The sequence below is a fragment of the Enterococcus sp. DIV1224 genome (assembly GCF_050555455.1).
GTDB classification, from domain to species: domain Bacteria; phylum Bacillota; class Bacilli; order Lactobacillales; family Enterococcaceae; genus Enterococcus_B; species Enterococcus_B lactis.
This window is the reverse complement of record NZ_CP187859.1, coordinates 468,398-494,435: the sequence shown is the minus strand read 5'-3', so window position 1 is coordinate 494,435 and position 26,038 is coordinate 468,398. Positions and strand designations below refer to the sequence as shown.

Genomic DNA, 26,038 nt, shown 5'->3' with positions numbered 1-26,038 from the left:
GTTTAACCTTACCACTTTTTTTGTTGTCCAAGCAACTACCTTTCAAGAAGATTGGTTTATTCTGCTGATAATGATTCAAGATTAGAAAAATGTCCGAATAAGTTTGCTAGTTTTTCTAACACTAGCTGGTTCTTTCCGCTCTCGTCATTTTCTATCTGCAATACTAACAACGGCTCATGTAAGCTTAAGCGAATCAAAAACCAACCGCTTCCATAAGGTTCTTGCAGATTATACCGAATACCTTCTTCATTTGTCGGGTCGAAGTTCATCCCTTTTTCTTCTTCCAACAGTCGCTTCATTTCTTCTAATATCTTGTTTCCTTGTTCGCGTGGTTCATCACTGAACAATTTTAGTCGGATTTCTTGTACTTCTACAGGCTGTTTCAACTCTTTGATTTGTTCATCCAATGTGATACCTTTTCTTTTTAATTCTGGCAAAAGCATCAGGATCTTCGCGATGACGTATGCACCATCATCCAGAAAATAATTTTCCTTGAATGCAGCGTGACCGCTTGTTTCGATAGCTAGCTGTGTATCTTTCCCAAGACGATTAAGTTCTAATGCTTTATTGATTACATTTCGATAGCCGGAAATATAACGAATTTGGGTACCTCCTTTTTCTTCAATGAATTTTTGTAGATGAGAAGAAGTAGGCGAATTCGTTACGATCCTTGCCCCTGGATGCTCTTTTAATACGATCGTACTTAATACTGCGATCAAATTATTTCGATTGATGACTGTTCCAGAAGCACTGACCACAGCTGAACGATCCACATCTGTGTCAAAAATGATTCCAAGATCTGCTTCATTTGCTAAAACAGCCTGCTTGATACTTTCCATCGCTTCTTTGTTATCAGGGTTGGGGATGTGATTAGGAAATCGACCATCTGGTTCCAAAAATTGAGATCCTGTTGTATCAGCGCCTAAGCTATTCAATACTTTTTCAGCAAAAAATCCTCCAGCACCATTTCCAGCATCCACGATGATTTTCCAACCTTTTAGTGGTTTGTCATCTTGTGTTCCCATCCCTTTTTTGATTTTTGTGACTAAATCTTGCGCATAAGGTGTCAAAAGGTCTGCTTTTTCCACACTTCCTGCTTGTTCACTGTTTATTTTTTGCTGCTGTGACAGGATATAAGCAATATCTTCTTTTTCTGCCCCTCCTTCTGAGGTGAAAAATTTTATTCCGTTGTAATAATAGGGAAGATGGCTAGCAGTCAGCATGACCGCAGCGTCGCATGAGAATTGTTCAAATTGAGTGGACATAAACATAGCTGGCGTAGTAGCTAATTCGAAATCAATGACATGTATCCCTTGTTCTTTCAGACTTTGGATCAACGCCTCTTTTAGTGCTGGTCCGCTGATCCTGCTGTCATGACCAATCCCAATCGTCCATTTTCTAGTTGGATTAGTTGATTTCTTCTTTTTCTTTAGCCAGTTTGCTAGTCCCCAGCCGATCTTTTCTACCCTGTCTGTCGTCAAATTGACTTCATGACCTTCAACTGGTAATGCAATCCCTCGAATATCCGATCCATTTTGTAGCGCTTTCATATCTTCCATATAAAAGTCCTCCTCATCTATTCCCTCATTTTTTCTAATTTTTCCGCAAATCGCTGTGCTTCTTCTTCTGAGCGGCAAATAATAATGAATGTATCTACACCTGCCATCGTTCCAACAACTTCGGGATAAGCAACTTCGTCTAACCAATTCGTTACCACATCAGCGCCATTTCGTTCAGTCAATACGATAACCATGAATTGAACAGACTGTATACGTAAAACCTCACGCCTAATTGCCGTACGCAAACGTTCTTCATTTAAAGAAACAGATGGTTGGTTAAATAATGTATAGCGTACTATTTTATTTTCATCTTGGCTTTTTACTAACTTCATTTCTCTGATGTCTCGAGAAATCGTAGCTTGAGTCACATCGGCACCTGCTTCATGCAACCGTGTAAGCAGCTCTTCCTGTGTCCCAATCGGTTGTTCTGTAATCATTTGGCGGATCAATGCTTGTCGCTGTTTCTTTTTCATATTAGACACCTCTCAATATTGATTATAGCAAAAGACAAGTAATATTTCTTCTTATTTTGGTATTTTTTACTTTTATTTTTCGGTTTTATTCAGGTTGCTATCTTTTTTCTATTTTGACACGCAAAATCGTCTTCATTTTTTCAGGTGCAGATTTTCGTGGATCGCTGATATAGATTTCTTTGTGTTCTTTAGAAGTTCTTTGATAGCCTTCTTCTGCAATGAATGCTTCTAATTTCTCAAAGGATTCTGGTTCTTCATCATAGGAACCAATGTGTAAGATTTGGGCACAAAGACCTTCTTCCATCTTTCCGAATGCTACTTGTTCTCTCAAGTCTTCCGGAAGTTTGCTCAGAGAACGCTGAATGGCTTCTTGTGCTATCGCTTCTGTAACAAAGTCAGGCTGTCGGATCATCAATTGATAAGAAAAATGTTCCTTTTTCATCACTGGTTCATGCAAATACTTTTCTTGCAGTCCCATTGTCCTTCCAATGGATAGACAGTATACATCTGATAATCAGGAATCAGCCAATTTTTTTTAGGCGACATGCGTATTGCATAGCTGACTGCATATAGACAGGCTACTCTTCGTTTAAAGTCTTCCTGATTCGGGTCGCCGATCCCTCTGATGCTAAAGAATGGTTTTTTAGGAACCTCTAGTATTTGCGGGCTTTTTTTCATACTATAGCTCTTGTCTTTACGCCATTCGATTTTTTCCATTTTTCTTCCTCCGCGAAATTCCATTTAGTTATTTATTATCATACCTCTTTTTGAGTGACTTGGCTAATCGTGTTGACACTATTTTTCAGTTTGTGCTAGAATAAGTTAAGTAAATAAATCGTACAGATAACACGTTTCGGCGTGTCGAGAGAGAGGCGGTTTCTATTTTTATAATAGAAATCACTCTCTTTTTTTACGAAATTTTTTAGAGGTGATGTAAATGACAAAACAAAAACAGCTGCTTTTAGTACCTGCAGTAATTGCAACAGGGATGATGTCTTTTGCGGGCGTATTGATCGAGACGGCCATGAATGTAACTTTCCCAACTCTTATCAGACAGTTTGATTTAACGACCGCACAAGTCCAATGGGTAACAACGATTTATCTTTTGATGATTTCGATCATTGTTCCGCTGTCTACTTATTTGAATCGCAATTTTAGTCTCAAAAAACTCTTTTTAGCTTCAAATCTGCTTTTCTTGGCAGGTATAATGATCGATTTCTTCTCTCCTACCTTCATGGTTCTATTGTTTGGTCGATTGCTCCAAGGGGCAGCAACAGGTATCGCTCTTCCGTTGATGTTCCATATTATCTTGACATTTGCCCCCCTCAATCGACGAGGCACGATGATGGGCGTCGGTACTTTGACAACGGCCATTGCTCCAGCGATTGGACCCACTTACGGAGGCATTATGACTTCACATTTTACATGGAATCATATTTTCCTGTTTCTTGTGCCCATTTTGCTCCTTTCTTTGATTATCGGCTGGTTTGCTATTCCCGAGATGGCAGTACAAAAAAGTGGTTATTTGGATTGGTGGAGCGTTTTAGGAATCTTTCTTTTGTTTAGTGGAAGTCTGACATTTTTGAGTACGTTGGGAACACTTTCTAGTTGGATTGCTTTGATCATCGGCGGGATCGGCTGGTTCCTATTTTACTATCGAAGTAAAAAAGTGGAACATCCGCTGATTCGGCTGTCCATTCTTTCAAATAAAACATTCCGTTTGTTTTTGATTGGCTTCTTGGTTTATCAGTTTTTATTACTTGGTGTGTCTTTTGTCTTACCGAATTTCCTTCAGATCGTTCAAGGAAGCAGTCCTTTTGTCGCTGGATTAGCCATGCTTCCCGGTGCAGCGGTTGGTGCTTTGCTTTCTCCTTTTTCTGGTAAAATGCTGGATCAATATGGACCGAAGAAGCCAATTTTTGCTGGACTGATCCTTTCTTTGATTGGTTGGTTAGCATTATTCCTGCTTATCGGACACGCTTCATTGGGTGTATTGATTGCCTGTCATGTTTTTTATATGGTCGGTATCGGTTTGTCTTACAGCAATATGATGACGACTGGAATGAATGCGCTGAATGAAGAACTGCAAGGAGACGGGAATGCAATGTTCAATACCTTGCAACAGTTTTCTGGTGCTGTGGCTACTTCATTAGTAGCGGTTATCATCAATTATGTTCAGCATCATACTTCCCATAATTACGAAGTGTCTACTACATTAGGATCAAAAGCGGCGTTGGGCGTCTTATTGCTGTTACTTCTTATCAGCTTTGCTCGATTCGTCTATTCTCTGTTTTTTGCTAAAAAAGCATAGTTTCCATATACGGCAGGTGTTGCATCTGCCGTTTTTTTGTGTGAAAATGGTTGTTTGTAAAAGGAGGCTTTTTTATGGAAAAAATTGCCATTATCGGTGGCGGGATCATTGGTATGACTCTAGCCAATTACTTGGATACATCAACATTCGATGTTGCTTTGTTTGATGAAGGGACAGGACAGGCAACGAAAGCAAGCGCTGGGATCATCTCCCCTTGGTTGTCAAAACGCAGAAACAAACAATGGTATCGTCTGGCTAAAGACGGCGCTGCTTTTTTCCCTAAACTCATAAAAGATTTCCAACTTGATCAAACGATTTATGCACAATCAGGGACACTTTTGCTTCGACCTGAACAAGATTTAGCTGAATTAGCTATTCTTGCGGAGAAACGAAAAGAAGAAGCGCCAGAAATTGGAAATATCGAATGGCTTTCACCTGAACAGACGTCCCAAGCTCTTCCGTTATTGAAGCCAGCAGTTTCACTACGCATCAGTGGTGGTGGTCGTCTGGATGGAAAAGCATATTTAGAACATCTTGGTCAGCGTTTAGTACAAAAACAAATCGAGCAGATCCAGGCAAAAGTCACCTTGCATAAGAAGAACGATTCTTGGCTCGTCAAGGGACCGTTTGGAGAATACACAGCTGACCGCGTAATCTTGACACCTGGTCCTGCACTTAAGCCTCTATTGAAAAAATTAGGCTATTCTGCAGATATACGTCCGCAAAAAGGGCAGCTCTTAGCATTTCAGACATCTTATAAGATGAGTCAAGACTGGCCTGTTGCTATGCTTGACGGAGAAGCTGATTTCATTCCTTTCATGGATGGAAAGATCCTTTTAGGTGCTACCCATGAGAACGATCAAGGATGGGATTTGGCCCCTACTAGCGAAGCTTATGAGGGATTGACTAAGAGTGCAGAACAGTTCTTGGCTGATCCAGATCAGATAAAAAATTGGTCCTACGAGTTCCGTGTAGGCACCCGTGCTTATACGTCAGATTTTTCCCCATTCTTCGGCGTATTGCCAGATGACCCAAGTCTACTGGCTGCTAGCGGTCTAGGCTCTTCTGGTTTGACGACAGGCCCTTATATCGGCTATCTATTAGCTAACTTCTTAAATACTGGTCATTGGCCTACGGAAGATTATCAAAAGGACATCTCCACCTATATTACGAAAAATCCATCATAGAAAAACAGCTTTTTCAAGTAAGGATCCCGAGCGATATTGCGCATGGATTACTTCTTGAAAAAGCTGTTATTTTAGTTCAATTTCTGAATCAAATTCTCCAAACTTTCTTTTGCTTCATCTGGCAAGAGATCTTTTCCTATCTGAGCTTCAATGAATCGTAAACGACTATCAAGTCGTTGTTTCACCAGATTTTTATAGGACGTATCCTCAAAAGAAACAGGAAAATCTGGTATAGGTAAATAGTGGATGTCTTCAAACGGACCAAACGACTTGAATTCTGCCGTTTGTTGCACGATTCTTTCAACGATTGACAATGTCGTTTCAGGTTTGATTTTTTTATCATCGAAATATCCAGTATTCAAGACATAGCAGGCTGTTTGCTGTTTCACAAACAACTCTCGAAAAGCTTGATAGTCTTCCCTAAGAGGATAGACACGGAAAGGATTAGCAAATGGTTCAATGACTAGCTCATCTAGCTGTCTTTTTGTAGTGATATTTTCCGCGTCTGATCGTTTTGTTGCTAATGTTGCACCAAAAGACGCTGCTAAAACCGGGTCATTGATCTTGATAATTGGCGGAAGTGAATCATCTTTCATGATCCAAAAAACAGCATCGATCTTTTCGCTAAGATGATCGACTCGGTCTGGTGTCGCATAACGTGATTTGACTGTCCGCCCATTTCCGTTTCGTCTATCTCCTGTCACTAGGACTTTTTCTCCCTTACTCGTACATGTCACGCCTACATTCTGACAAGTAAGGAAAGAAGAAATGGCCGGATCATCAGACGGATAGTCTTGTGTTTTATCAAAGTAAGAAGGTTCCAAGGCAGTAGCAAAACCATTTTTTCTAGAAATAACAAAAGCATCGTCATGTAGGATCGTAACAGAATGCCCTTCCGAATGTTTTGCTAAGGTGATCGTTGATTTTCCAGAACCGGACAACCCAAATACAGCCATCGTATAAGTTTGATCATTACTGGTATATTGTTTCATCCCGCCATGGCAGGCAATAAAACCATTGCGATTCCCCAATGCCCAAGCAAGCGTCAAAGTCGCTTTTTTTAATTCCCCAAAGTAACGTAATCCTAGCACAGCAGCTGTATTATGGAGAGAATCAAATAAAACGAGTCCATTGGGAAAGGCTTCATGCGTCCATTCGGGATCACAAAAGATATAAAGATCTCCCTCATCAAAGGACGCAGATTTTTGATAAGTAGCCAGGGTCTTCGCATTCGCTGGCTGAAAATTCAGTATATAAGAATACAGATTGTTCTCAAATCCTTCTGGAATCAACAAATGACTTTGTACAGAAAATTCTTCAGATAGACCAACGATTACTTTTGTATGATAAAATTGTCGCTTTCGACTTTGATACACGGCTTCTCTCAAGATCTTCTCGTATTTACTTTGCTCCTTGTCCAAGTCCTCAAAGATACGCCGAGCACTTGCTGTTCTTCCTACAATACTCCCATCATTGAATACTAGTGTCCTAGCGTCAGCTGGTAAATCTAGTTCTTCAGCATGTGAGACCGTTAAATCTGTGATAATCGTTCCTGGACTCCCTTTTGCTAGTTGATAAGCTGTCTTCCTGTCAAAAACTTCTTGAACATTATTACCGTAGAATGCCGTTTCAATAATGGATCGAATACTGGATAACAGTGGATTTTCACTTGTGATTTCCTCTAATTCGAGACTCTCTTTTGTACTCATCGCTCCTCCTCCCCTAAACAAAAAAAGCGTTTTCTTTATTATCCATTATCCGAGTTTTTATTTGTACTGCTGTGCAGAGGGAAACAAATCATTTATTTTTCATAAAAAAAACCGAGAACTTGAATAAACAAGACTCTCGGTTTCATCATTTTTCTTTTATCGGCTTAGTACCAACCGTTTGCTAACCAGAATGTTTTAGCAGCATCCCATGAACCATAACGAGATGTTACGTATTGTTCTGCTACACGTTCTTGATTGGCAGCTGAATAGTCGCCGTTTAAGTATGAAGCATCTAATTGGTAACGGCCAATGTAACGTCCGTTAGTAGCTGTGTATGAACCGCCTGATTCTTTTTGTGCGATCCATTCTTTTGCAGAGCTTGAAGTTGGCGCCGTTGCAGCAGCTGGGGCAGCAGGAGCTACTTCAACTGTTTCAACAGGTGCAACGTATGTATGTTCTTGCGTTGCTGTTTCAGTTGTAGATGCTGTATTTTCTGTTGTGTTGCTTTCTGTTGTTGCTGAAGAATCATTTGAAGTTGGGATTGTTAATTGTTCACCAACATAAATGCGGTTGATGTCTGCAATTGAATTCTTTTCAGCAATTGCATCGATCATTGAGTTGTCTCCTGCAAATTTTTGTGAAATCTTAGATAATGAATCACCTGATTTTACTGTGTAAACTTCATCAGCGTGAGCATTTGTAGTTCCTACAAACATTGCAGTAGCACCAGCAGCAAAAGTTGTACCTAAAACAATTTTCTTAAATGAATTCATATTAAACTCCTTTTTTCTCCGTTTTTTATTCTTTCGACGCTATTAACTTTATCATTTAGAAATATTTCATAGGTAAAAGAATCATGACATTTAATGACAAAATGACGAATTATTTAATATTTGTAACATTTGAACAAAAACTTTTTTGATGTAAAACCATCAAATCGTTGTTATATAAGCAAAGTAATCGTTTTTCTATGTTTTTTTATTTTTGAATGAAAAACATCTTTTCTGTAATATTTACTGCAATAATCCATAAAAAAAAGCAAAAAAATGTTTGATTTTTATCAAATCCTCTTAAAAAAACGTAAAAAATACAAAAAAACCAGTAATTGTTACAACAATTACTGGACAAAAACAATGAATAATGCTTACTATTTTTTTATTTTAACTTTCTCCGCAATAATTTTTGTGCATGTTCTAGTTCATTTATGACGACTTCTTCCGATTCTTCAGCTAATGTTTCATCTAATACATCAAGCCATTTTTCTGGCTCTTTTGTTCCTAGACGTCCAATAGCCCAAGCTGCTGTTCCTCTGATGACAGGGCGGACATCCGTTAAACATTCTGAAATCTCAGGCAATGCCGTTCGATCTCCTAGATTAGCTAAAGCGATCAATGCGTTTCTCTGCAAAGGTTTTTTTCCACGCCACGAACCGGCTAAATGCCCAAATTGCTGCTTGAAGTCTTTATTCGACATCGACAGCATCGGCTTTAATTTTGGATATACTTCATCTATTTTTGGTTCCATCTCTTCATGAAAATGAAAATCTTTTCCTTGATTGTAAGGGCAGACTAACTGGCAGATATCGCATCCATAAATGACATTTCGCATTTTTTTCCGATATTCTTCGGGCATCATCCCTTTTGTCTGCGTTTGATAAGATAAACATCGCTGTGCATTCATTCTGCCATCACCAAGCAATGCTTTCGTCGGACAAGCAGTCACACAACGCATACAGTCACCGCAACCAAACTCTCCTGGTTTATCCGGCTCAAATACGATATTAGTGACGATCTCACCAAGATAGACAAATGAACCGAACTCTTCGGTGATCAACAATCCGTTTCGGCCGATAAATCCTAATCCAGCTCGCTGTGCTACAGCGACATCGATCAGTTCCCCAGTGTCTACTTGCGGAGCTAGACGCCATTCCTCTTCTTTTTGCCATTTTTCTGCTCTTGTTTGGATGAATTCGATCAATCGATTTAATCGGTCTCTCAGTATATCATGATAGTCGATCCCCCATGAGGCACGAGCAAATTGCCCTCGTTTTTCATCCCTAGGTACTTCTTCATGGATCCTAGTAGGATACGCAAGAGCAATGGAAATGATTGATTTTGGCTGATCAAATGTCATTTCTGGATAAAGACGCTCATCGATATTTGGGTGTTCGAAACCAGAAGTGTGGCCGGCTGCTTTTTGCTCTTCCAACGATTCTTTTAATGAATCAAAAGGCTCCGCCGTCGTAAACCCGATCTTGTCAATTCCTAATCGTTTGCTTTCTTGTATGATTTCTTCTTTTAATGTCATGGTCTTCCTCGCTTGCTGTTAACGGCTGTATAATCCATAATATAGTTTTTCTTTTTTCAGTTGGACAAACTGGATCTGCTGATCAGCAATCTTCTTTTCTTCCATCCATTTTTTTCTTGCAGCAAATACTTCCCAATAATTTGTCGAAATCAATTTTCTTTTGTTATCCAATGCGTTGAAAAAATTCAAAGAAACTGGTTTTGTACTTAACAATTCATGGAGTCTTACCTCTTCCCAAGGTGAAAACTCAGACAGATCACGGGAATACAGTACTTCTTCATAGAGATTTTTTTGCTGCGTATACGTGAATGTTTGCGGGATCTTCCCGGGTCTGGCAATTTCTACTAGACGGTTATAAAACATATTCATTAATTTGCTGTTGGCAATAAATTGACTTTTATAATAGGCCGACTGGATCTTTTTGATTACTCCTTCTGCTTTGATTACTGAAAACAAAGCAGGCCATGCTTTGACGGTTATTTCGTCGTTTTGTTTAACTAATACGCCAGGTGTGAAGCCGACTGGAGAAAGGAACACAAAATAACCGATACCGGTATTTTCATCTAAAGGCTGAAATTCATCAAACAACCATTTGCCTATGTACAGCTCTTCATCTGGTTCTGTTGTCTCGTTTTGATTTGCTATGAATAATTTAGCTAATTCTGCTTCAAGAAATTGAAGGTCTTGATCCTTGTCGGTATTTTCTTGCTGGCTAATCAATCGAAATACTTCTTCTTTAATCGTATATTTATCTTTACGTGTAAAATTCATAGCCACACCTTCCTTCCTTACTCTAACTATAACGGAATTTTCTCAAAAAGGGTATCTGTACGCCGAAAAACATCATAATTTTTTTCCGGTTTCTTGTAAAAAAACGCAAGGTCCGCTCCTTAAGCCAGACCTTGCGTTTTTCAGCTCTCTTTTGTTTGGGATAAACCTTCATGGATTGTTTCGATGTTCCATTTCATCATCTGATAGTAAGAATCTCCTTGTTCTCCTTCTTTGGCTATAGAATCAGTGAACAATTTATCATAAATTTCCAAACCCGTTTCTTTTGCTACTCGCTCCATACTTCTTGGATCTACACTGGTTTCCACGAATAAAACTGGCACTTCTTTTGCTCTTACCTGATCAATAATTGCTTTCATTTGGTCAGGCGTGCCTTGGCTTTCTGTATTGATTTCCCATATATATGCTGCTGGCAAATCATAAGCCCTTGAAAAATATTTGAATGCTCCTTCACTTGTTACTAATAATTTTTTGTTCTCTTCGATAGAAGCAAAACTTTCCTTCGCTTGTGTATCTAATTCTTTTAGTTTTTCCACATATGTTTCTGCATTTCGCTTATAATGTGTCGCATTTTCTGCATCTTTTTCAGAGAATATACGTGCGATTTCCTGCACATATTTTATTCCGTTAGATAGGTCTAGCCAAGCATGAGGATCCGCTTTTGTATGTTCTTCCCCGCTAGTTAAATAAAGAGGTTCTACATTTTTGCTAACTGCAAAATAATCTTTTCCTTCTTCTTTCTTAGCTGTTTCCATCAAGTTATCGAACCAGCTGTTACCTGTTTCAAGATTCAATCCGTTGTATAAAATGACATCTGCGTCGCTTGCCTTTTTGATGTCTTCTGGTAGTACTTCATATTCATGCGGATCTGTTCCGACTGGTACGATACTGTGGATATCTATTTTATCTGTTCCGACCTCTTTTGCCATATCTGCCAAGATCGAATTGGTTGCCACGACTGACAGCTTTTCTTTACTTACTTCGTCTGCTTGATCTGAAGTTTGCTTTCCGCAGCCAACTAACGCTAATAAACTAATTGCCAGGATCAAAAAGAGTGATTTCTTTGTTTTCATCTATCTGCTTCCTTTCTGAAATAAAATTCCTTTTGTTGGTGAGAATAAAAAAGCAAGGATAAAAAATGCGGTACATGCTAAAACAATCGTGGCTCCTGATGGCCAATTGTAACTATAACTGAAAAATACGCCGACAACGGCACTGAACATACCGATCCCTGCAGCCGTGATAATCATTTTCAATAAATGGTTCGTCAACAAGTAAGCTGTGGCAGCTGGTGTGATCAACATGGCAATCACCAAGATCGTTCCTACCGTCTGCAAACTAACTACAGCGACTAATGTCAAAAAGAACATTAAAAGATAATGGATCAGTGACGTATTCAGCCCATAAGCTTTTGCCATTGTTGGATCGAATGATGTGATCTTCAATTCTTTATAAAAGAAAAAAACAAATATCAAGACGATTCCGCTGACTAGTGCTGTCAGCAGCAGATCGCTCTCCCTAACAGCTAAGACATTCCCAAATAAAATATGATACAAGTCTGTCGCACTTTGAGCATATGAAATCAAGATGATTCCTAATGCAAAAAACGAACTAAAGACAATCCCGATCGCTGTATCATTTTTCAATCGGCTCCGCTGTGTCACGAAACCAATCACCGCTGCTGTCAACATCCCAAAAGCAGTGGCTCCAAAAATGTAACTAAAACCAAACATATAAGAAATGGCTACACCTGGAAGAACTGCGTGAGAGATAGCATCTCCCATCAAAGACATCCCACGTAAAATAATAAAGGAACCGATGACTCCAGAAGCCAGTCCTACAAGCATGGAAGTGACCAAAGCATATTGTAGAAATTGATAATTCATCAATCCATCAATAAAAGATTGGATCATTTTTTCTCTCCTCCTTTTACTAAATGTCCGATGATCTCACCATAGGCCAGTTGAAGATTCTTTGATGTAAAGACTTCTTGTACTGGACCAGAAGCGATCAGCTGTTTATTTAAAAGAACAACTTCATCGAAATATTCTTCTACTTTATGAAGATCATGATGGACGATCAGAATCGTTTTTCCTGAATTCTTCAACTCTTGCAAGATGTCAAAGATTTTTCGTTCACTCAATGCATCGATTCCTACGAATGGTTCATCTAAAAAGATCCACTCTGCATCTTGAGCTAGAGCTCGTGCAATAAAAACTCTCTGAAGCTGACCACCCGATAGTTCGCTGATCTGTCTTTTGGCATAGTCTTCCATCCCTACTTTTTTTAATGCTTGTCTTGCTCGTTCTTTTTCTTTTTTCCCGGGCCGCTGTCCGATTCGTAAAGATGGATATGTCCCTAAAAGTACAACGCCTAACACATCGATTGGAAAGGAAAGATCCAATTCGCTTCGCTGCTCCACATAGGCTATTTTTTTACGGACTGATTTTACTGGCTGTCCTGAAAAAGTGACTTTACCAGTAGAAGCTGGTATCAACTCTAGCAATGCTTTCATGAATGTTGATTTTCCTGCGCCATTTGGTCCGATGATACCAGTGATTTTTTGTGACTTTATTGTTAAATTGATGGTTTTCAAAACAGTTTTCCCTTGATAAGCGGCTGAAAGGTCTTGAATTGCAATGGCCGTTCGTTCCAAATCCTACACTCCTTTTTAGGTTCCCCTAACTTTTTATTTAAATATAGTTTAACTAAAAAGGAAAGCATTTACAAGTAGAAAGATGAAAAAGTTTTTTTCGAATTTTCCTCGCATTTTATGAAAATTTTCTGTAGAATCACATCAAGAGTTCAATAAGGCTAACCTAAAAATAATACAACTATCTATTGAAACGTTTAATTATTTTTCCTGTTGACTCAACAACGAAAGGAGTTTTTGTATGGAAGAAGAAAAGTTAACTCGAAGTCTTAGTGCCCGTCATATCCAAATGATCGCACTAGGTGGAACGATCGGCGTCGGTCTGTTTATGGGTGCCTCCTCAACCATACGCTGGACAGGGCCCTCAGTGATGGGAGCTTATGCGATTGCAGGATTCTTTTTGTATTTGATTATGCGTGCTTTAGGCGAAATGCTTTACGTCGATCCTTCGACTGGTTCTTTTGCAAACTACGCGAGCGAGTACATCCATCCTGTGGCTGGCTACTTGACCGCTTGGAGTAATATTTTTCAATATATTGTCGTAGGGATAAGTGAAGTAATCGCTGTAGGATCTTATATGAATTATTGGTGGCCCAATCTGCCAGCAATTATTCCCGGCATCATTGTCGTCTTATTTCTTATGCTGGCAAATCTTATTTCTGTCAAAGCGTTTGGCGAATTAGAATTTTGGTTTTCGATCATCAAAGTCATAACAATCATTTTGATGATCATTGCAGGTCTTGGGGTGATTTTATTTGGATTTGGTAATCATGGCCAGGCGGTAGGGATCTCAAATCTTTGGAAAAACGGTGGATTCTTCACTGGCGGTGTCAAAGGCTTTTTCTTTGCATTATCGATCGTCGTTGCTTCCTATCAAGGGATCGAACTGATCGGAATGACTGCTGGCGAAGCAGAGAATCCTAAAAAGACGATCATTGAAGCTGTTCAATCCACTATCGGTCGAATCTTGATTTTTTATATTGGTGCCATTTTTATCATCGTGAGTATTTATCCGTGGAATCAATTGAGTGAGATTGGCTCGCCTTTTGTCCAAACTTTTTCTAAAATCGGCATTACATTTGCTGCAGGGTTGATCAATTTTGTCGTGATTACAGCGGCATTATCAGGTTGCAATTCAGGCATTTTTAGTGCAAGCCGTATGGTCTATACACTTGCGATGAATGGAAAGATGTCTAAAAAGTTTCTGAAATTATCTCGTCATGGTGCGCCTTTTTACCCTGTCGTAGCCATCTCAGGCGGAATCTTGATTGGTTTGATCTTAAACTATCTTCTGCCAATGTTCATTAACCAGTCCGAAAATATCTTTGTCTTCGTATACAGTTCAAGTATTTTACCTGGTATGGTTCCTTGGGTGGTGATTTTGATCAGTGAGATTCGCTTCAAAAAGACTCACGCAGATAAAATGCATGATCATCCTTTTAAAATGCCGCTGTCTCCTTACACGAATTATGCGACACTTGCTTTTTTAGCTATCGTGTTGATTTTCATGTTTATCAATCCTGAAACTAGAATTTCTTTGATCATTGGTCTCGTTTTCTTGCTTTACATGACGATCCATTACTTTATACGTGAAAAAAGAACCGCCAAATAAAAAGAACGAAGCTTCCATCAAGGGAGTCTTCGTTCTTTTTATTGCTTTTATCAATTCAATTTTAGTGTCTCACCGGGAGTCAGGAAATAGTCATCCATACTCATCCCATTCAGTGACAAAATCGTTTCTACTGGTACGCCAGTTCGTTCGGCTATTTGATTTGGGCCTTCTCCTTCCAAAACAACAGTTGTCGCAGCCTGTGACGTCGTACTGCTAGTAGTCGTTTCAGTGTTTTCTGTTGTGTCTTGCGTTGTTCGAGCTTGCATTCCAGAAGCTTCTGTTGATTCTATCGTCTCAGACTCAGAAGATGCTGTTTCTTGTGTGCTTGTTGACTCTGCTTGAAGAGAAGCGCTCGTCTGCAAATATATGTCGGAAATCTTAGCGACATGATTCGTATAGTTAGCCGATAGCTGATTGATCAAGGTATCTAAGGCTACACCGTCTTTATTATCTGCTAACTGATACGCTGCACGTAACTTTCCGATCCCTTCGTCGGAGATAGCTTGGAGCTCACGTGCTTTTTGGTTAGCAACTGCGGATAAACCAGCTATGCCCTCCTGATTTCCCTGGATTTCTGTTTGGTATTCTTCAATCAACACAGGCGTCTTTTCTTCCATCTTTTTCGAATAATCATTGACGATTGCTTGGAGTTGCTCTGACAAATCATCTGCTGTTTTTTCTTCAGAAGTTTGTGTTTCTTTTGTTTCAGTCGATGCCTCACTTGTTTGTTTCGCATCTGTTTTCTTTGTCGTTGTTTCCGTTACGGTCGTGCTTTTTGCATCTGACGAATTTTTCCCGTGAAAATACAGCCCCGCTATTCCTCCTACTATGATCAAAAAAACGGCAATTGCTGCCCCAATCATGATCATCCGCTTACGTGCTGCCTGTTTTTGCTGTCTTCTTCGGGTCATCCGAACATTTTCTCCCCACTCATTTTCATCATACATTTTTTTCACCACCAATTTTTATGTATAACAGCGTTATCAAACGCTTCATATTCTTATTGTAGCAAATAATTGTCATTGTGCACATTTTTATCCTTGTTATTTATAAGAAAATTTCACCAGTTGAGATGATTCCAAGATCGTCCGTCGATTTCTCCTTGCAACTGTGTTGTTCGTTCATCTATCTCAGCCATCAGTTTCTTTATCTCATATAAGAGTGCACGGTCTTGATATTCTGATTTTTCACTTAATTCATCTAATTGTTGGATCAACCATTCATTTGTCATAATGAAGTTCCTTTCATTTCTTGCAGTGTAAAGGTCAAGTCTTCGATTTGCTCTTTTGCGTCAGTCAGTGCTTCTATGATATATGTTTGTTTTTCCGAATCTTCTTCCTGCATTTTCTGATTTCCCTGTACTCTTTGAATAAACCAGTCAATCCGTTGAGTAAGCGATGGCTTCCCTTCCAATGAGAGATACTGCTGATAAGCAATTAGCTTCTCCCAACGTTTTTCTTGGGATAAATACATAAATTGTGCTAAAACGAATGGCGGAAGATAGGTCATATGGAATTTGTTTGCGATTCGCTGATATGGTCTCAAAAATTCGGAGATCGTATATTCTTCTTTCCCTCCAGCTTGGTATTCCTTTTCCGCCACACCTGTTGTCAATACGATTCCTAATTCTTTTCCTTCTAATACATGTGCTGCTTGTTCCAAAACATTATCTTGCCAAATTTTTAAATGAGCAGGGGAACTATACCAGTAAAATGGAAACTGGAAAATGATTCGATCATGCTGTGCCAGAAGCTGTAGCTCAGCCTTTACATCTATCTTTCCATCTGGATAACTTGATTCTAAATGATGCCAAGTAACGGATAAACCGGAAGAAGCTTCTTTGAAAAATTGCTGATTCAGAGATTCCTCCATCGTTGGATGGCTGATGATGATAAGTGTACGCATCCCTTCTCCTCCTTTTTTAGTCTTCGTTTTACAGTGTAGCATAACCGCCACAAGTTTCTTTTGCCGATGCTTGTCCTTTTGTCCAAGCAAATTAGGTCGTCCAAGAGACTGCAGTTTGTTTTTCCAACTGTTTTTTCAAAGTATCCAAAGCAATATTCTTGAAATTTTCGTTTTTCATCCGTTTACGATAGTTCGTAGCCGTTTCTCCGGTACTTTTTTTGAACATTCGGCTAAATACGACTAGACTATTGAACCCTACTTGATAGGCAATGCTTTCCACGGATTCATCCGTCAGGGAAAGAAGAAACGCCCCTCGATTAATCCGTACCCCAATCAAATATTCCTTGATACTGGTACCCATATGATTTTTGAATACTCGTGACAAGTGACTCCGGTTGACAGCTAAATGCTGGGCGATTTCCTCAACAGATAAATTTTCCGCGTAATGTGCCTCGATGTATTTGACTGTCTCAACAGCTAAAGAGGAATGAACTTTTTGTATGCCACCGCTGATCTTTCCGCCGTCTTTTAAAAGGACTGATAAAAAACGGTAGGTTAGTGCTGTTAACTGTAATTCATTTTCCAAGGTTTCTTCCGTATCTTTCATGCATTCTAAAATAATGTCGATATATTTTTGTATATCGGAAGAGACCATCGTGTACTGGTCTTCTCTGAAAAGCGACTGCCGGATGATTTCTTCTGCCGCATGTCCACCGAAAGAAAGCCAGCAATACATCCATGGATCTTCCCCATCTGATAAGTAAAATGTCGAGTCTCCTGGACGAATCAAGAATAGATCTCCTTTTTTCAATTGAAACTGTTGGTTTTTCACATGATAAGATCCTTTACCTTCCATCACGATGTGTAAGATGTAATCATTGCGAATAGCAGGACCAAAAGAATGAAACGGCATCGTTTTAGAGAAGCCGCAAAAATCAAAATACAATTCTTTTTCTACTTGTTGATGTTCCTTTTTTAAAAAAATCGATTGCTCCATTTCTTCCCCTCCTTACTTCTTTAGTATAATGCAACAAAAAGTTAAATAAAAGTCACAGAAATATATTAAAAAGGAAGCGATTTCTTGTTAAGTTTAAGTCATTAAAAGATCTTTGTTATTCGTTGTAACCGGTTTACTTAGTATTATATATTGAACAGGAGAGGAATACAGATTATGAAAAGCAAAATGATCCAACGTATGTCCTACGCTTTAGGCGCTTTTGGACACGACACATTCTATGTTACATTAAGCACTTATTTTATGGTATTCGTGACAAGCCAGATGTTTGCAGGAACAGATAAGGCAACGAATGCAAAAATGATTGCTACAGTTACAAGCTTAGTTGTAGGTATTCGCTTAGTTGAAATTATTTTTGATCCTTTAATTGGTGGCGTTATTGATAATACCCGTACAAAATATGGCAAATTCAAACCATGGTTAGTTATCGGTGGTATTGTTAGTTCTGTACTCTTGGTAGCAATCTTTACCAATTTCTTTGGCTTAGCTACTCATAATACGACTTTATTTATCATATTATTTGCAATCGTTTTCATCTTGTTGGATAGTTTTTATTCATTTAAGGATATCGCTTTTTGGTCAATGATTCCTGCTTTGAGCACGGAAACAAAGGAACGTGAAAAATTTGCTACGTTTGCTCGTTTCGGCTCTTCTCTAGGTGCAAATGGTACTACACTAGTCGTTGTCCCTATCGTTACTTTCTTTACCTATCTTGTTACTCATAAACATATTGAAGGCGCTTCAGGTTGGTTCTGGTTCGGTGTGATTGCCGCTGTTATTTCAGGCGGCACTGCGATTATCACTGCCTTGGGAACAAAAGAAGTCGATACTGCGATCCGTCAACAAAATGAAAAAGCCGGAATCAAAGATGTGTTCAAAGCAGTTGCTCAAAACGATCAATTGATGTGGCTTGCCCTTGCTTATATCGCTTATGCGATTGCTAATGTAACAACGACTGCCGTATTGTTCTACTTCTTCAAATATGTACTTGGCCAACCAACTGAATTTTGGATCGTTGGTCTAGTTGCTGCCTTACTTGGTTTAATAGCTGTCCCATTATTCCCAATGCTTACACGCGTCATCTCTCGTCGCTATGTTTACCTTGGCGGGATTGCAATGATGATTTCTTCCTACTTTTTCTTTACGATCGCAGGTTCAAGTTTGCCAATCGTTATCATCGGGTTAGTATTGTTCTACTTCCCTCAACAATTGATTTTCTTATCCGCTTTGATGACAATCACAGACTCTGTTGAATATGGTCAATGGAAAAATGGTATCCGTAATGAAGCTGTTACTCTCTCTATTCGTCCTTTACTAGATAAAATTGCTGGTGCTTTGTCTAACGGGATCGTAGGGTTTGTCGCTATCGCTTCTGGGATGACTGGTAATGCTACTGCTGCTGATATCACTGCTCATGGCGTAACGACTTTCAAAGCTTATGCATTCTATGCTCCTGCTGCTTTGATGATTTTCTCCGCTATTATTTTTGCTTGGAAGATTACATTGACAGAGAAAAAACATGCACAAATCGTTGAGGAATTAGAAAACAAATTGGCTCCAGCTGATACAATGGAAGATGAACTTCACGATGCAGTAGTTCCTTCACATTAAGAAAGGATCTTGAAAATGAAGATTACAGAAAAAGATTTCGGCCAAGGTTATCATTTGATAACCTTTGAGAATAAAAACAAGCTAGTACTTTCTGTCTCTGATTTAGGTGCTAGGATCGTTCGTTTAAAAACAAATGATCAAGAATTAGTTTTGGGATTTGACACCGCTGAAGAATATATCGAAAAAGACCCGTATATCGGCGCATCTATCGGTCGCACCGCAGGGAGGATCGAAAATGGCCGCTTTTCTCTCAATGAAAAAACTTACCAATTAGCTATAGATCCAAAAACTGGGCATAATCTGCATGGTGGTTCTCCTGGATTTGAATTAAAAAAATGGTCTTATGTCATTTTGAATGGCGAAAATGAAGCTTCTGTCATTTTTACTACTACAAGTCCCGACGGAGAACATGGTTTTCCAGGTACATTGGATGTGGAAGTCCGTTATACTTTGACACAAGATAATATCTGGCGGGTGACCACTCGCGGCATCAGTGATCAAGATACTTTATTCAATCCGACAAATCATGTCTACTTCAACTTGACGGGAGATGCTTCTCAAACGATCGATCAACATGAGCTTTGGCTCAATAGTGAAGCTTACGCTCCTTTACGAGCAGACAGTATTCCTATAGGAGTAAAAGAAAATACTGCAGGAAATGCTTTCGATTTTCAAACGCCTAAAAAACTAGCGTCCGTTTTTGCTAGTGATTTGGATCAAAAAGAACTCGTTGACGGAATCGATCATCCATTTTTCTTAAAAGAATCTGGCTTGGATAAAGAAGCTGCTCGCTTGACTAGTCCGGATAAAAAAATCCAAGTAGATATCGCTACAGATGCTTCTAGTATGGTTATTTTCACTGCAAATTTCGGTCCAGAAACACCAGAAATGCGTGGTCGAAAACTGGCACATCACGGCGGCATCACATTTGAGACTCAAACAGCTCCAGGGGCAGAGCGCTTCTCAGCATTTGGTTCGATTCATTTAAAAGCCGGAACAACATTTGAAACAGTGACAGAATTCAAAATCAAAACAAGAGAGGAATAACTCATCATGGAAATCAAAAGAAGCTTAAACACAAAATTTGCCGAAACATTCGGCCCTAAAAAAACGACACAATACTTCTCGCCAGGTCGCATCAATTTGATTGGTGAGCACACTGATTACAATGGCGGTCATGTCTTCCCTGCTTCCATCACTTATGGAACGCAAGGTGTCGCCGCACCTAGAGACGATAATAAAATATTAGTTTATTCCACAAACTTTGATGATATCGGCGTCATCAGTTTTACTTTAGATGAGCTAGAATATGATAAAAAAGCAAATTGGGCAAACTACGTAAAAGGAATGGTCCTTAAATTAAAAGAAGCTGGACACCCAATTGATCATGGATTTGAGTTGTTGGTGGAAGGAACAATTCCTAACGGTGCAGGACTTTCCAGTAGTGCTTCATTAGAATTATTGGTAGGTGTTGTATTAGAAGATCTGTTTGATTTAAAAACGGATCGTTTGGAACTAGTCCAAACGGGTAAAAAAGTAGAAAATGAATTCATCGGTGTCAATTCAGGTATCATGGATCAGTTTGCCATCGGCTTCGGTGAGCTAGATCATGCGATTTTGTTAGATACAAATACGCTGAAATATGAAATGGTCCCAGTGAAACTAGATGGTTATGCAATCGTCATCATGAATACGAATAAACGTCGGGAATTGGCAGATTCAAAATACAATGAACGTCGCAGCGAATGCGAAGAAGCCTTGGCACGTTTGCAAAAAACTTTACCTATCTCTTCTTTAGGAGACTTAGATGAAGAAGAATTTGAATCAACTATTGACCAAATCGGTGATGATACATTGATACGCAGAGCTCGTCATGCTGTTTATGAAAATCAACGTACTTTGAAAGCAAAAGCTGAATTAGAAGCTGGAAACTTGGAAGCATTTGGACAACTGCTAAATGATTCTCACCACTCTCTTCGCTATGATTATGAAGTGACTGGGATCGAGTTAGATACACTAGTGGACGCTGCTCAAAAACAAGCAGGTGTCTTAGGTGCACGAATGACAGGAGCTGGATTTGGTGGCTGTGCGATTGCTCTTGTCAAAGAAGAAAATATACCTGCCTTCAAAAACAATGTCTATGATGAATATATGAAAGTTGTCGGCTATGCTCCAGAATTTTATGTTGCACACATTGGAAATGGGACAACAAAGATTGATCCAGAAGCCGTTCATGTTTGATAGAAAAATCAATGAACACAGCTAAATAAACAGATACAAAAAACCTCTCAGCAATTTTCAAACATGAGCAAAAGGCTCACATTTGAAAATTGCTGTTTTTTATTGACACAAAAAGGGAACATATGTTCTAATTATGTAGAAGAGGTGATTGTTATGTGGGCGAATCAAAATCCAGTATTTGTTTATGAAAAAGAACCTTCACGAGATATTTTATGTATTGACTGCAAATCTTTTTACGCCTCCGTAGAGTGCGTGGAAAAGGATCTTGATCCCCTTACAACTAAATTAGTAGTAATGTCCTATCCGTCTGATTCGACAGAAACACGGGGTAGCGGATTAATCTTGGCTTCCAGTCCTGCAGCAAAAAAAGCGTACGGCATCACCAATATCAGTCGTGCCAGAGATTTACCCTTCCCCTATCCAAGTGATTTATATATTGTTGCTCCAAGGATGGCCTATTATATGGAAAAAAACAGAGAAATCAATACTATCTATAAAAAATATGCAGATGAAGCGAACCATCATGTCTATTCCGTTGATGAAAGCTTCCTTGATGTAACAAATAGCATGGCACTCTTTGGTAAAACGAATGCGTACGACATGGCTAAACTGATCCATAAAGATGTATTTGAACAGACCGGAATCTACACGACTATAGGAATAGGCGATAACCCACTACTTGCTAAACTAGCCTTAGATAATGGCTCAAAAGACGGAAAACAAATGATTGCTGAATGGCGTTATGAAGATGTCCCAGAAAAGTTATGGACAATCTCAGATATCACTGACTTTTGGGGAATCGGCAAACGAACAGCAAAACGACTGAAACAAATGGGTATACATTCGGTTTATGATTTAGCTCACGCGGATTATTATCACTTGAAAAGCACGTTAGGGATCATCGGTACTCAGCTTTATGCCCATGCTTGGGGAATCGATCGAAGTTTTTTAGGGCAAGAATATATACCGAAATCAAAAAGTATCGGAAATAGTCAAATTCTAGATAGAGATTATACGAGGCAAGAAGAAATCGAGATTGTTATCAAAGAAATGGCCGATCAAGTCGGCACCCGCTTGAGACGATCTGCAGCAAAAGCACAAGTAGTCAGCTTATGGGTAGGATACTCCTTAGGTTATCTTGATCCAAATGGTAAGACCGGTTTTCACCAGCAAATAAAAATCGAAGCGACAAATGCTAGCAGAGATCTAGCAGAGGCTTTATTGACCATTTTCCACCAGCATTACCGCTGTCAGGATATTCGGCGTATAGGTGTGAACTGTTCCAACCTCGTATACGCGACAGGTTTACAGCTTAACCTTTTTGAAGATCCTGAGAAGCAGATAAATGAAGCGAAAGTTGATTTTGTAGTCGATACGATCAGAAAAAAATACGGCTTTAAATCAATCATCCATGCGCATAGTCTCTTGCAAGGAGGACGCGCCATCGCACGTAGCTCTCTCGTTGGTGGGCATGCAGGTGGTATGAGTGGATTAGAAGGTGGAAAAGATGAGACGGACAGCAAAAAAATTCATTGACTATAACGAGTATCGAGATCGTCCATTTGGATTAAAATGGGGGACCGCTTTTGCGATGGAAGAACTAGTCAACGGTATCAAAAAAAATGAAGAAGAAGCACGCAAACAACCTCTCCCTAAACAACAAATGACATTACAAGAAATCGATAGTATACTGACAGAAGCTTTTTTATCTCGTAAAGCAGTAATCATCCAGCTCAATTTAACAGATGAATTTGGAAGACTCTTAGATGAGGTTGAAGGTCATTTCATTGGTGAAGCCTATGAAGATTATTTTATGATCGACCATCAGCCGATAGTTTGGGAAGATGTACGGCATATTGAGTTAAAAGAAACAAAAAAATGGTTTGTGACATGAGAGGCTGTTCAATCAGCGTTTTGATCTTATTATTAGCTGATTGAACACCGTTTAGTGGAGGTTGCGAAAAAGTCGCTTAGTTTTGAGTATCAAGTCAAAGCGCTGATTTCACAACCTCTGTCTATCCATCTATCCGGTAAGACTCATGCATCACATCTTCTTTGTTTAGTACGTAGAACCCTTTTTCTTCTGACCATTCGACATAAATCAGCTGTTTTACGTCTGCATAGCCTTCTTTCTTCAAATTCTCCAGAAGCCACGATTCATCTAGTTGATTGGATTGAAGTACTTTATGCTGGATTTGTCCTTCATCCACTAGCAAGATCGACAAAGCTTTGTCATCATCTGATTTTTTCAATACACTCATTTGACCGGCATTCTCTAGGATAACATGTTTGGCATTTTCAAGAGAAAAGCATTCCTGCTGTCTTAAGATTGCTCGCAACTGCTCCATCTCGATATGGTTATTTGCCAACTCTGTCATGTTGATGACGCCGTCTTTGATTAAAACAGAGGGCTCGCCTTTAACCCAGCGATTGACTTTTTCATTTTTTTGGACGATACGTTCGATGCCATAAATCATTACTGCCCAAAGCGCAATGGCAAATAGGACATGACCTACATGGACATTGTCATCATAGGTTGATTCTTCTAAGATCCCCCCTAAAACAAGCGTATAGACTAAATCAAATGGTGTGACTTCCGACATGGATTTCTTCCCAAGCAAACGCACCACTAATAACAAGCCGATCAATCCGAATACCAGTTTCATTGTGATTGAAAAAACCATTCTTTCTCCCCCTAACTATCTGTTAATTAAATTATATATGCTTTCTCTCAAACACGCATGGAATATACAAGGAAGAAATGTATCCTTTCACTAAAAAAAGGACTGTGACACGAGTCGTGTCACAGTTCCTTATTCCGAACAAAGGGTGTTCAATCAACTGCCCCTCGATATTCGCTCAAAAAACGGCAAAATATGAGGAACTATTTTGCCGTTTGTTTCTCTAATACTCAGTTCAAAACACTGATTTTACAACCTCTTGGTAAACGGTGTTCAAAAGCTTGCATCTGCGGTAATAAGTCCAACCAAGTTAAAAACATAAGAAGCTGTTTTTACTTGACTGTTCTTATTACTTGATGCAGGGCAGCTTTTTCACAACCTCTGATACACGGTGTTCCAGAAGTAGCTTCTACGGAAATAAGCCGAAATTTCACAAAAATTTGAGAAGCAATTTCCGTCAATTCCTTCTTATTTCTTGAAGCTGACCACTTCTGTCACAACCTCTTTTCAAATATTTCGTTTCCTTATTCTACAAATGGTTCTTCTCCTAGTGCTTGTTGAGCGGCTAGATTCAACATGCTCCATTGTCGGTCAAAACCTGGTTGGAAGAAGAAGTCGGCTTCTGCCAGTTCTTCTAAAGTCAGTTTATTTTGTATCGCTAGTGCCAACACATTTCCTTGACCTGTAACATCATAGGTAGATAATACTGCTCCTCCTAGCAATTGATGGGTCATTGGATCTGAGAATAATTGGATGGACACTTTTGGATTTCCTTGTTCTTCTGGTACATATTTTGGTCGTAACGTATCTTCATAATAAGACACTCGTACATCTACTCCTGCTTTTGCTGCAGTGAAGCTATTCAATCCGCTTGCTGCAAAATGGTAGTCGAAGACACTTAATGCGGAGGAACCTACGACTCCGCCGAACGGTTTGTTTGGTACTTCTTCAAAAAGATGTTTTACTACATAACGTGCTTCTCTACGTGCAACAGTCGCTAAAGCGATCGGCATTTTTTTGCGTGCTGGGATAGAATAAGCAAGTGTAGCATCTCCTACTGCATACACATCTGGAAGATTTGTTTGCAAGTATTCATTCGTTTGGATCCAGCCACGTTCATCTAAGTCGACGATCCCTTTTAACCATTCAGTATTTGCCTTCACACCAGCAGCTTGGATGACTAAATCTGCTGGGATTTCTTTTTCACTTGTTTTGATTGCTTCCACTTTTCCGTTTCCGGTAAAGGCTTCGATTTTGGCGTTTGTCAAAACTTCAATACCGTTTTCATTTAGGTGTTGTTCTAAAATGTCTGTCATCTCAGCATCTAAATAAGTGCCTAAGGGTCTGTCGATCACATCAAGCAAGACGACTTCTTTCCCAGCTTTTCGGCTTGCTTCTGCTGCTTCGATCCCAATGTAACCAGCACCTACGACAGCGATTTTTTTAATAGCCGGATCATTTAATTTTTCTTTGATTTTGGTTGCCCAATTGTATCCACGCATCAAGTAGACATTTTCTAAATCTGCCCCTGGTACTGGCAAATTGTTTGGTTTGACACCAGAACTCAAGATCAATTTATCATAAGGATATTCTTTTGTTTCGTTATCTGATGCGCTAGTAACCGTTACTGTTTTTTTATCTGCATCGATCGTTTTTACTTCGTGATTATTTAAAATATGAACATTGGATTGCGGAAAGTTTTCTGGTCTGAAATTACGTACATCATTTACATCTGTTACCTTGTCTTCTAGATACAGCTCCATACCGCATGACATGAAGGAAACATAGTCTCCTGCTTCAAATAGCGTGATATCTACATTTTCACCGTATCGTGTCAATAGTTCCAAGATCGATTGATGCCCTCCATGAGATGCACCTACAATGACAACTTTGATTTTTTCCATTGATGAAACCTCCTTGAATATTCTTTTAAAATCATTCTAAACAATTTAAACTTAACATTACATCAGTTATGAATCAAAAGA

General features: G+C 39.2%; 23 protein-coding genes and 1 pseudogene. 8 read left to right on the top strand and 16 right to left on the bottom strand.

All coding sequences use genetic code 11. The annotated features are described in order from the left end of the window. Positions 1–56: 56 nt before the first annotated feature. The 3 genes and pseudogenes from IGK53_RS02310 to IGK53_RS02300 all read right to left on the bottom strand — a co-directional run bounded on the left by IGK53_RS02310 (position 57) and on the right by IGK53_RS02300 (position 2,749). Entirely contained in the window at positions 57–1,559 is a 1,503-nt protein-coding gene (locus IGK53_RS02310) for a phosphoglucomutase/phosphomannomutase (protein ID WP_002329582.1), read from the bottom strand. Between the two features lie 17 nt (positions 1,560–1,576). Then, complete coding sequence (locus IGK53_RS02305; RefSeq protein ID WP_002314521.1) at positions 1,577–2,032, bottom strand: arginine repressor; 456 nt, start codon at positions 2,030–2,032, stop codon at positions 1,577–1,579. A 97-nt stretch (positions 2,033–2,129) separates the two neighbouring features. Further along, positions 2,130–2,749, bottom strand: a pseudogene (locus IGK53_RS02300) (GyrI-like domain-containing protein). A 220-nt stretch (positions 2,750–2,969) separates the two neighbouring features. On the opposite strand from IGK53_RS02300, the gene IGK53_RS02295 reads away from it, so the two are divergent. Further along, entirely contained in the window at positions 2,970–4,343 is a 1,374-nt protein-coding gene (locus tag IGK53_RS02295) for an MFS transporter (protein ID WP_002329584.1), read from the top strand. Between the two features lie 74 nt (positions 4,344–4,417). After that, positions 4,418–5,530: an NAD(P)/FAD-dependent oxidoreductase gene (locus tag IGK53_RS02290; RefSeq protein WP_002314518.1), complete on the top strand. Its 1,113-nt coding sequence runs from the start codon at positions 4,418–4,420 to the stop codon at positions 5,528–5,530. A gap of 71 nt (positions 5,531–5,601) precedes the next feature. Here the strand turns inward: IGK53_RS02290 and IGK53_RS02285 are convergent, their stop codons facing one another. The 7 genes from IGK53_RS02285 to IGK53_RS02255 all read right to left on the bottom strand — a co-directional run bounded on the left by IGK53_RS02285 (position 5,602) and on the right by IGK53_RS02255 (position 12,991). Further along, positions 5,602–7,239 carry a phosphoenolpyruvate carboxykinase (ATP) gene (locus IGK53_RS02285; protein WP_002329585.1) on the bottom strand — a complete coding sequence of 546 codons (1,638 nt, stop codon included), beginning with the start codon at positions 7,237–7,239 and terminating at the stop codon, positions 5,602–5,604. 164 nt (positions 7,240–7,403) lie between these two features. After that, the gene (locus tag IGK53_RS02280; RefSeq protein WP_002314516.1) at positions 7,404–8,012 is read right to left on the bottom strand and encodes a LysM peptidoglycan-binding domain-containing protein; all 609 of its coding nucleotides are present in this window, start codon (positions 8,010–8,012) and stop codon (positions 7,404–7,406) included. Between the two features lie 382 nt (positions 8,013–8,394). Further along, positions 8,395–9,546, bottom strand: a complete 1,152-nt coding sequence (gene queG, locus IGK53_RS02275; protein ID WP_002329586.1) for a tRNA epoxyqueuosine(34) reductase QueG — start codon at positions 9,544–9,546, stop codon at positions 8,395–8,397. An 18-nt stretch (positions 9,547–9,564) separates the two neighbouring features. Beyond that, positions 9,565–10,317 carry a hypothetical protein gene (locus IGK53_RS02270; protein ID WP_002286840.1) on the bottom strand — a complete coding sequence of 251 codons (753 nt, stop codon included), beginning with the start codon at positions 10,315–10,317 and terminating at the stop codon, positions 9,565–9,567. Positions 10,318–10,457: 140 nt separating this feature from the next. After that, complete coding sequence (locus IGK53_RS02265) at positions 10,458–11,408, bottom strand: metal ABC transporter substrate-binding protein (protein WP_002329587.1); 951 nt, start codon at positions 11,406–11,408, stop codon at positions 10,458–10,460. Then, complete coding sequence (locus tag IGK53_RS02260; RefSeq protein WP_002308137.1) at positions 11,409–12,248, bottom strand: metal ABC transporter permease; 840 nt, start codon at positions 12,246–12,248, stop codon at positions 11,409–11,411. After that, the gene (locus IGK53_RS02255) at positions 12,245–12,991 is read right to left on the bottom strand and encodes a metal ABC transporter ATP-binding protein (RefSeq protein WP_002329588.1); all 747 of its coding nucleotides are present in this window, start codon (positions 12,989–12,991) and stop codon (positions 12,245–12,247) included. The genes IGK53_RS02260 and IGK53_RS02255 overlap by 4 nt, the downstream gene beginning before the upstream one ends. A 238-nt stretch (positions 12,992–13,229) precedes the next feature. On the opposite strand from IGK53_RS02255, the gene IGK53_RS02250 reads away from it, so the two are divergent. Then, positions 13,230–14,600 carry an amino acid permease gene (locus IGK53_RS02250; protein WP_002314512.1) on the top strand — a complete coding sequence of 457 codons (1,371 nt, stop codon included), beginning with the start codon at positions 13,230–13,232 and terminating at the stop codon, positions 14,598–14,600. Positions 14,601–14,650: 50 nt separating this feature from the next. Here the strand turns inward: IGK53_RS02250 and IGK53_RS02245 are convergent, their stop codons facing one another. The 4 genes from IGK53_RS02245 to IGK53_RS02230 all read right to left on the bottom strand — a co-directional run bounded on the left by IGK53_RS02245 (position 14,651) and on the right by IGK53_RS02230 (position 17,502). Continuing rightward, a complete protein-coding gene (locus IGK53_RS02245; protein WP_430604941.1) occupies positions 14,651–15,547 on the bottom strand; it encodes a LysM peptidoglycan-binding domain-containing protein in 897 nt (298 codons plus the stop codon). Between the two features lie 113 nt (positions 15,548–15,660). After that, positions 15,661–15,831: a hypothetical protein gene (locus tag IGK53_RS02240; protein WP_002291423.1), complete on the bottom strand. Its 171-nt coding sequence runs from the start codon at positions 15,829–15,831 to the stop codon at positions 15,661–15,663. After that, positions 15,828–16,505 (bottom strand): NAD(P)H-dependent oxidoreductase, encoded by a 678-nt coding sequence (locus IGK53_RS02235; RefSeq protein WP_002291422.1) that lies wholly within the window; start codon positions 16,503–16,505, stop codon positions 15,828–15,830. The genes IGK53_RS02240 and IGK53_RS02235 overlap by 4 nt, the downstream gene beginning before the upstream one ends. A 91-nt stretch (positions 16,506–16,596) precedes the next feature. Further along, positions 16,597–17,502 carry an AraC family transcriptional regulator gene (locus IGK53_RS02230; protein WP_002291417.1) on the bottom strand — a complete coding sequence of 302 codons (906 nt, stop codon included), beginning with the start codon at positions 17,500–17,502 and terminating at the stop codon, positions 16,597–16,599. 174 nt (positions 17,503–17,676) lie between these two features. Here IGK53_RS02230 and IGK53_RS02225 point away from each other — a divergent pair, with 174 nt between their 5' ends. From IGK53_RS02225 to IGK53_RS02205, 5 genes are all read left to right on the top strand, one after another. Beyond that, positions 17,677–19,131, top strand: a complete 1,455-nt coding sequence (locus tag IGK53_RS02225) for a glycoside-pentoside-hexuronide (GPH):cation symporter (RefSeq protein WP_002291415.1) — start codon at positions 17,677–17,679, stop codon at positions 19,129–19,131. A 15-nt stretch (positions 19,132–19,146) separates the two neighbouring features. After that, entirely contained in the window at positions 19,147–20,178 is a 1,032-nt protein-coding gene (locus IGK53_RS02220; protein ID WP_002291413.1) for an aldose epimerase family protein, read from the top strand. 6 nt (positions 20,179–20,184) lie between these two features. Beyond that, positions 20,185–21,372, top strand: a complete 1,188-nt coding sequence (locus IGK53_RS02215; protein WP_002291411.1) for a galactokinase — start codon at positions 20,185–20,187, stop codon at positions 21,370–21,372. A gap of 153 nt (positions 21,373–21,525) precedes the next feature. Further along, entirely contained in the window at positions 21,526–22,908 is a 1,383-nt protein-coding gene (locus IGK53_RS02210) for a Y-family DNA polymerase (protein WP_002291409.1), read from the top strand. Then, the gene (locus IGK53_RS02205; protein ID WP_002291408.1) at positions 22,880–23,266 is read left to right on the top strand and encodes a hypothetical protein; all 387 of its coding nucleotides are present in this window, start codon (positions 22,880–22,882) and stop codon (positions 23,264–23,266) included. Before IGK53_RS02210 ends, IGK53_RS02205 begins: the two co-directional genes overlap by 29 nt. Positions 23,267–23,387: 121 nt before the next feature. Here the strand turns inward: IGK53_RS02205 and IGK53_RS02200 are convergent, their stop codons facing one another. Then, the gene (locus IGK53_RS02200; RefSeq protein WP_002291407.1) at positions 23,388–24,056 is read right to left on the bottom strand and encodes a DUF421 domain-containing protein; all 669 of its coding nucleotides are present in this window, start codon (positions 24,054–24,056) and stop codon (positions 23,388–23,390) included. Positions 24,057–24,577: 521 nt separating this feature from the next. Next, a complete protein-coding gene (locus tag IGK53_RS02195; protein WP_002291406.1) occupies positions 24,578–25,957 on the bottom strand; it encodes an FAD-dependent oxidoreductase in 1,380 nt (459 codons plus the stop codon). Positions 25,958–26,038 lie beyond the last annotated feature (81 nt).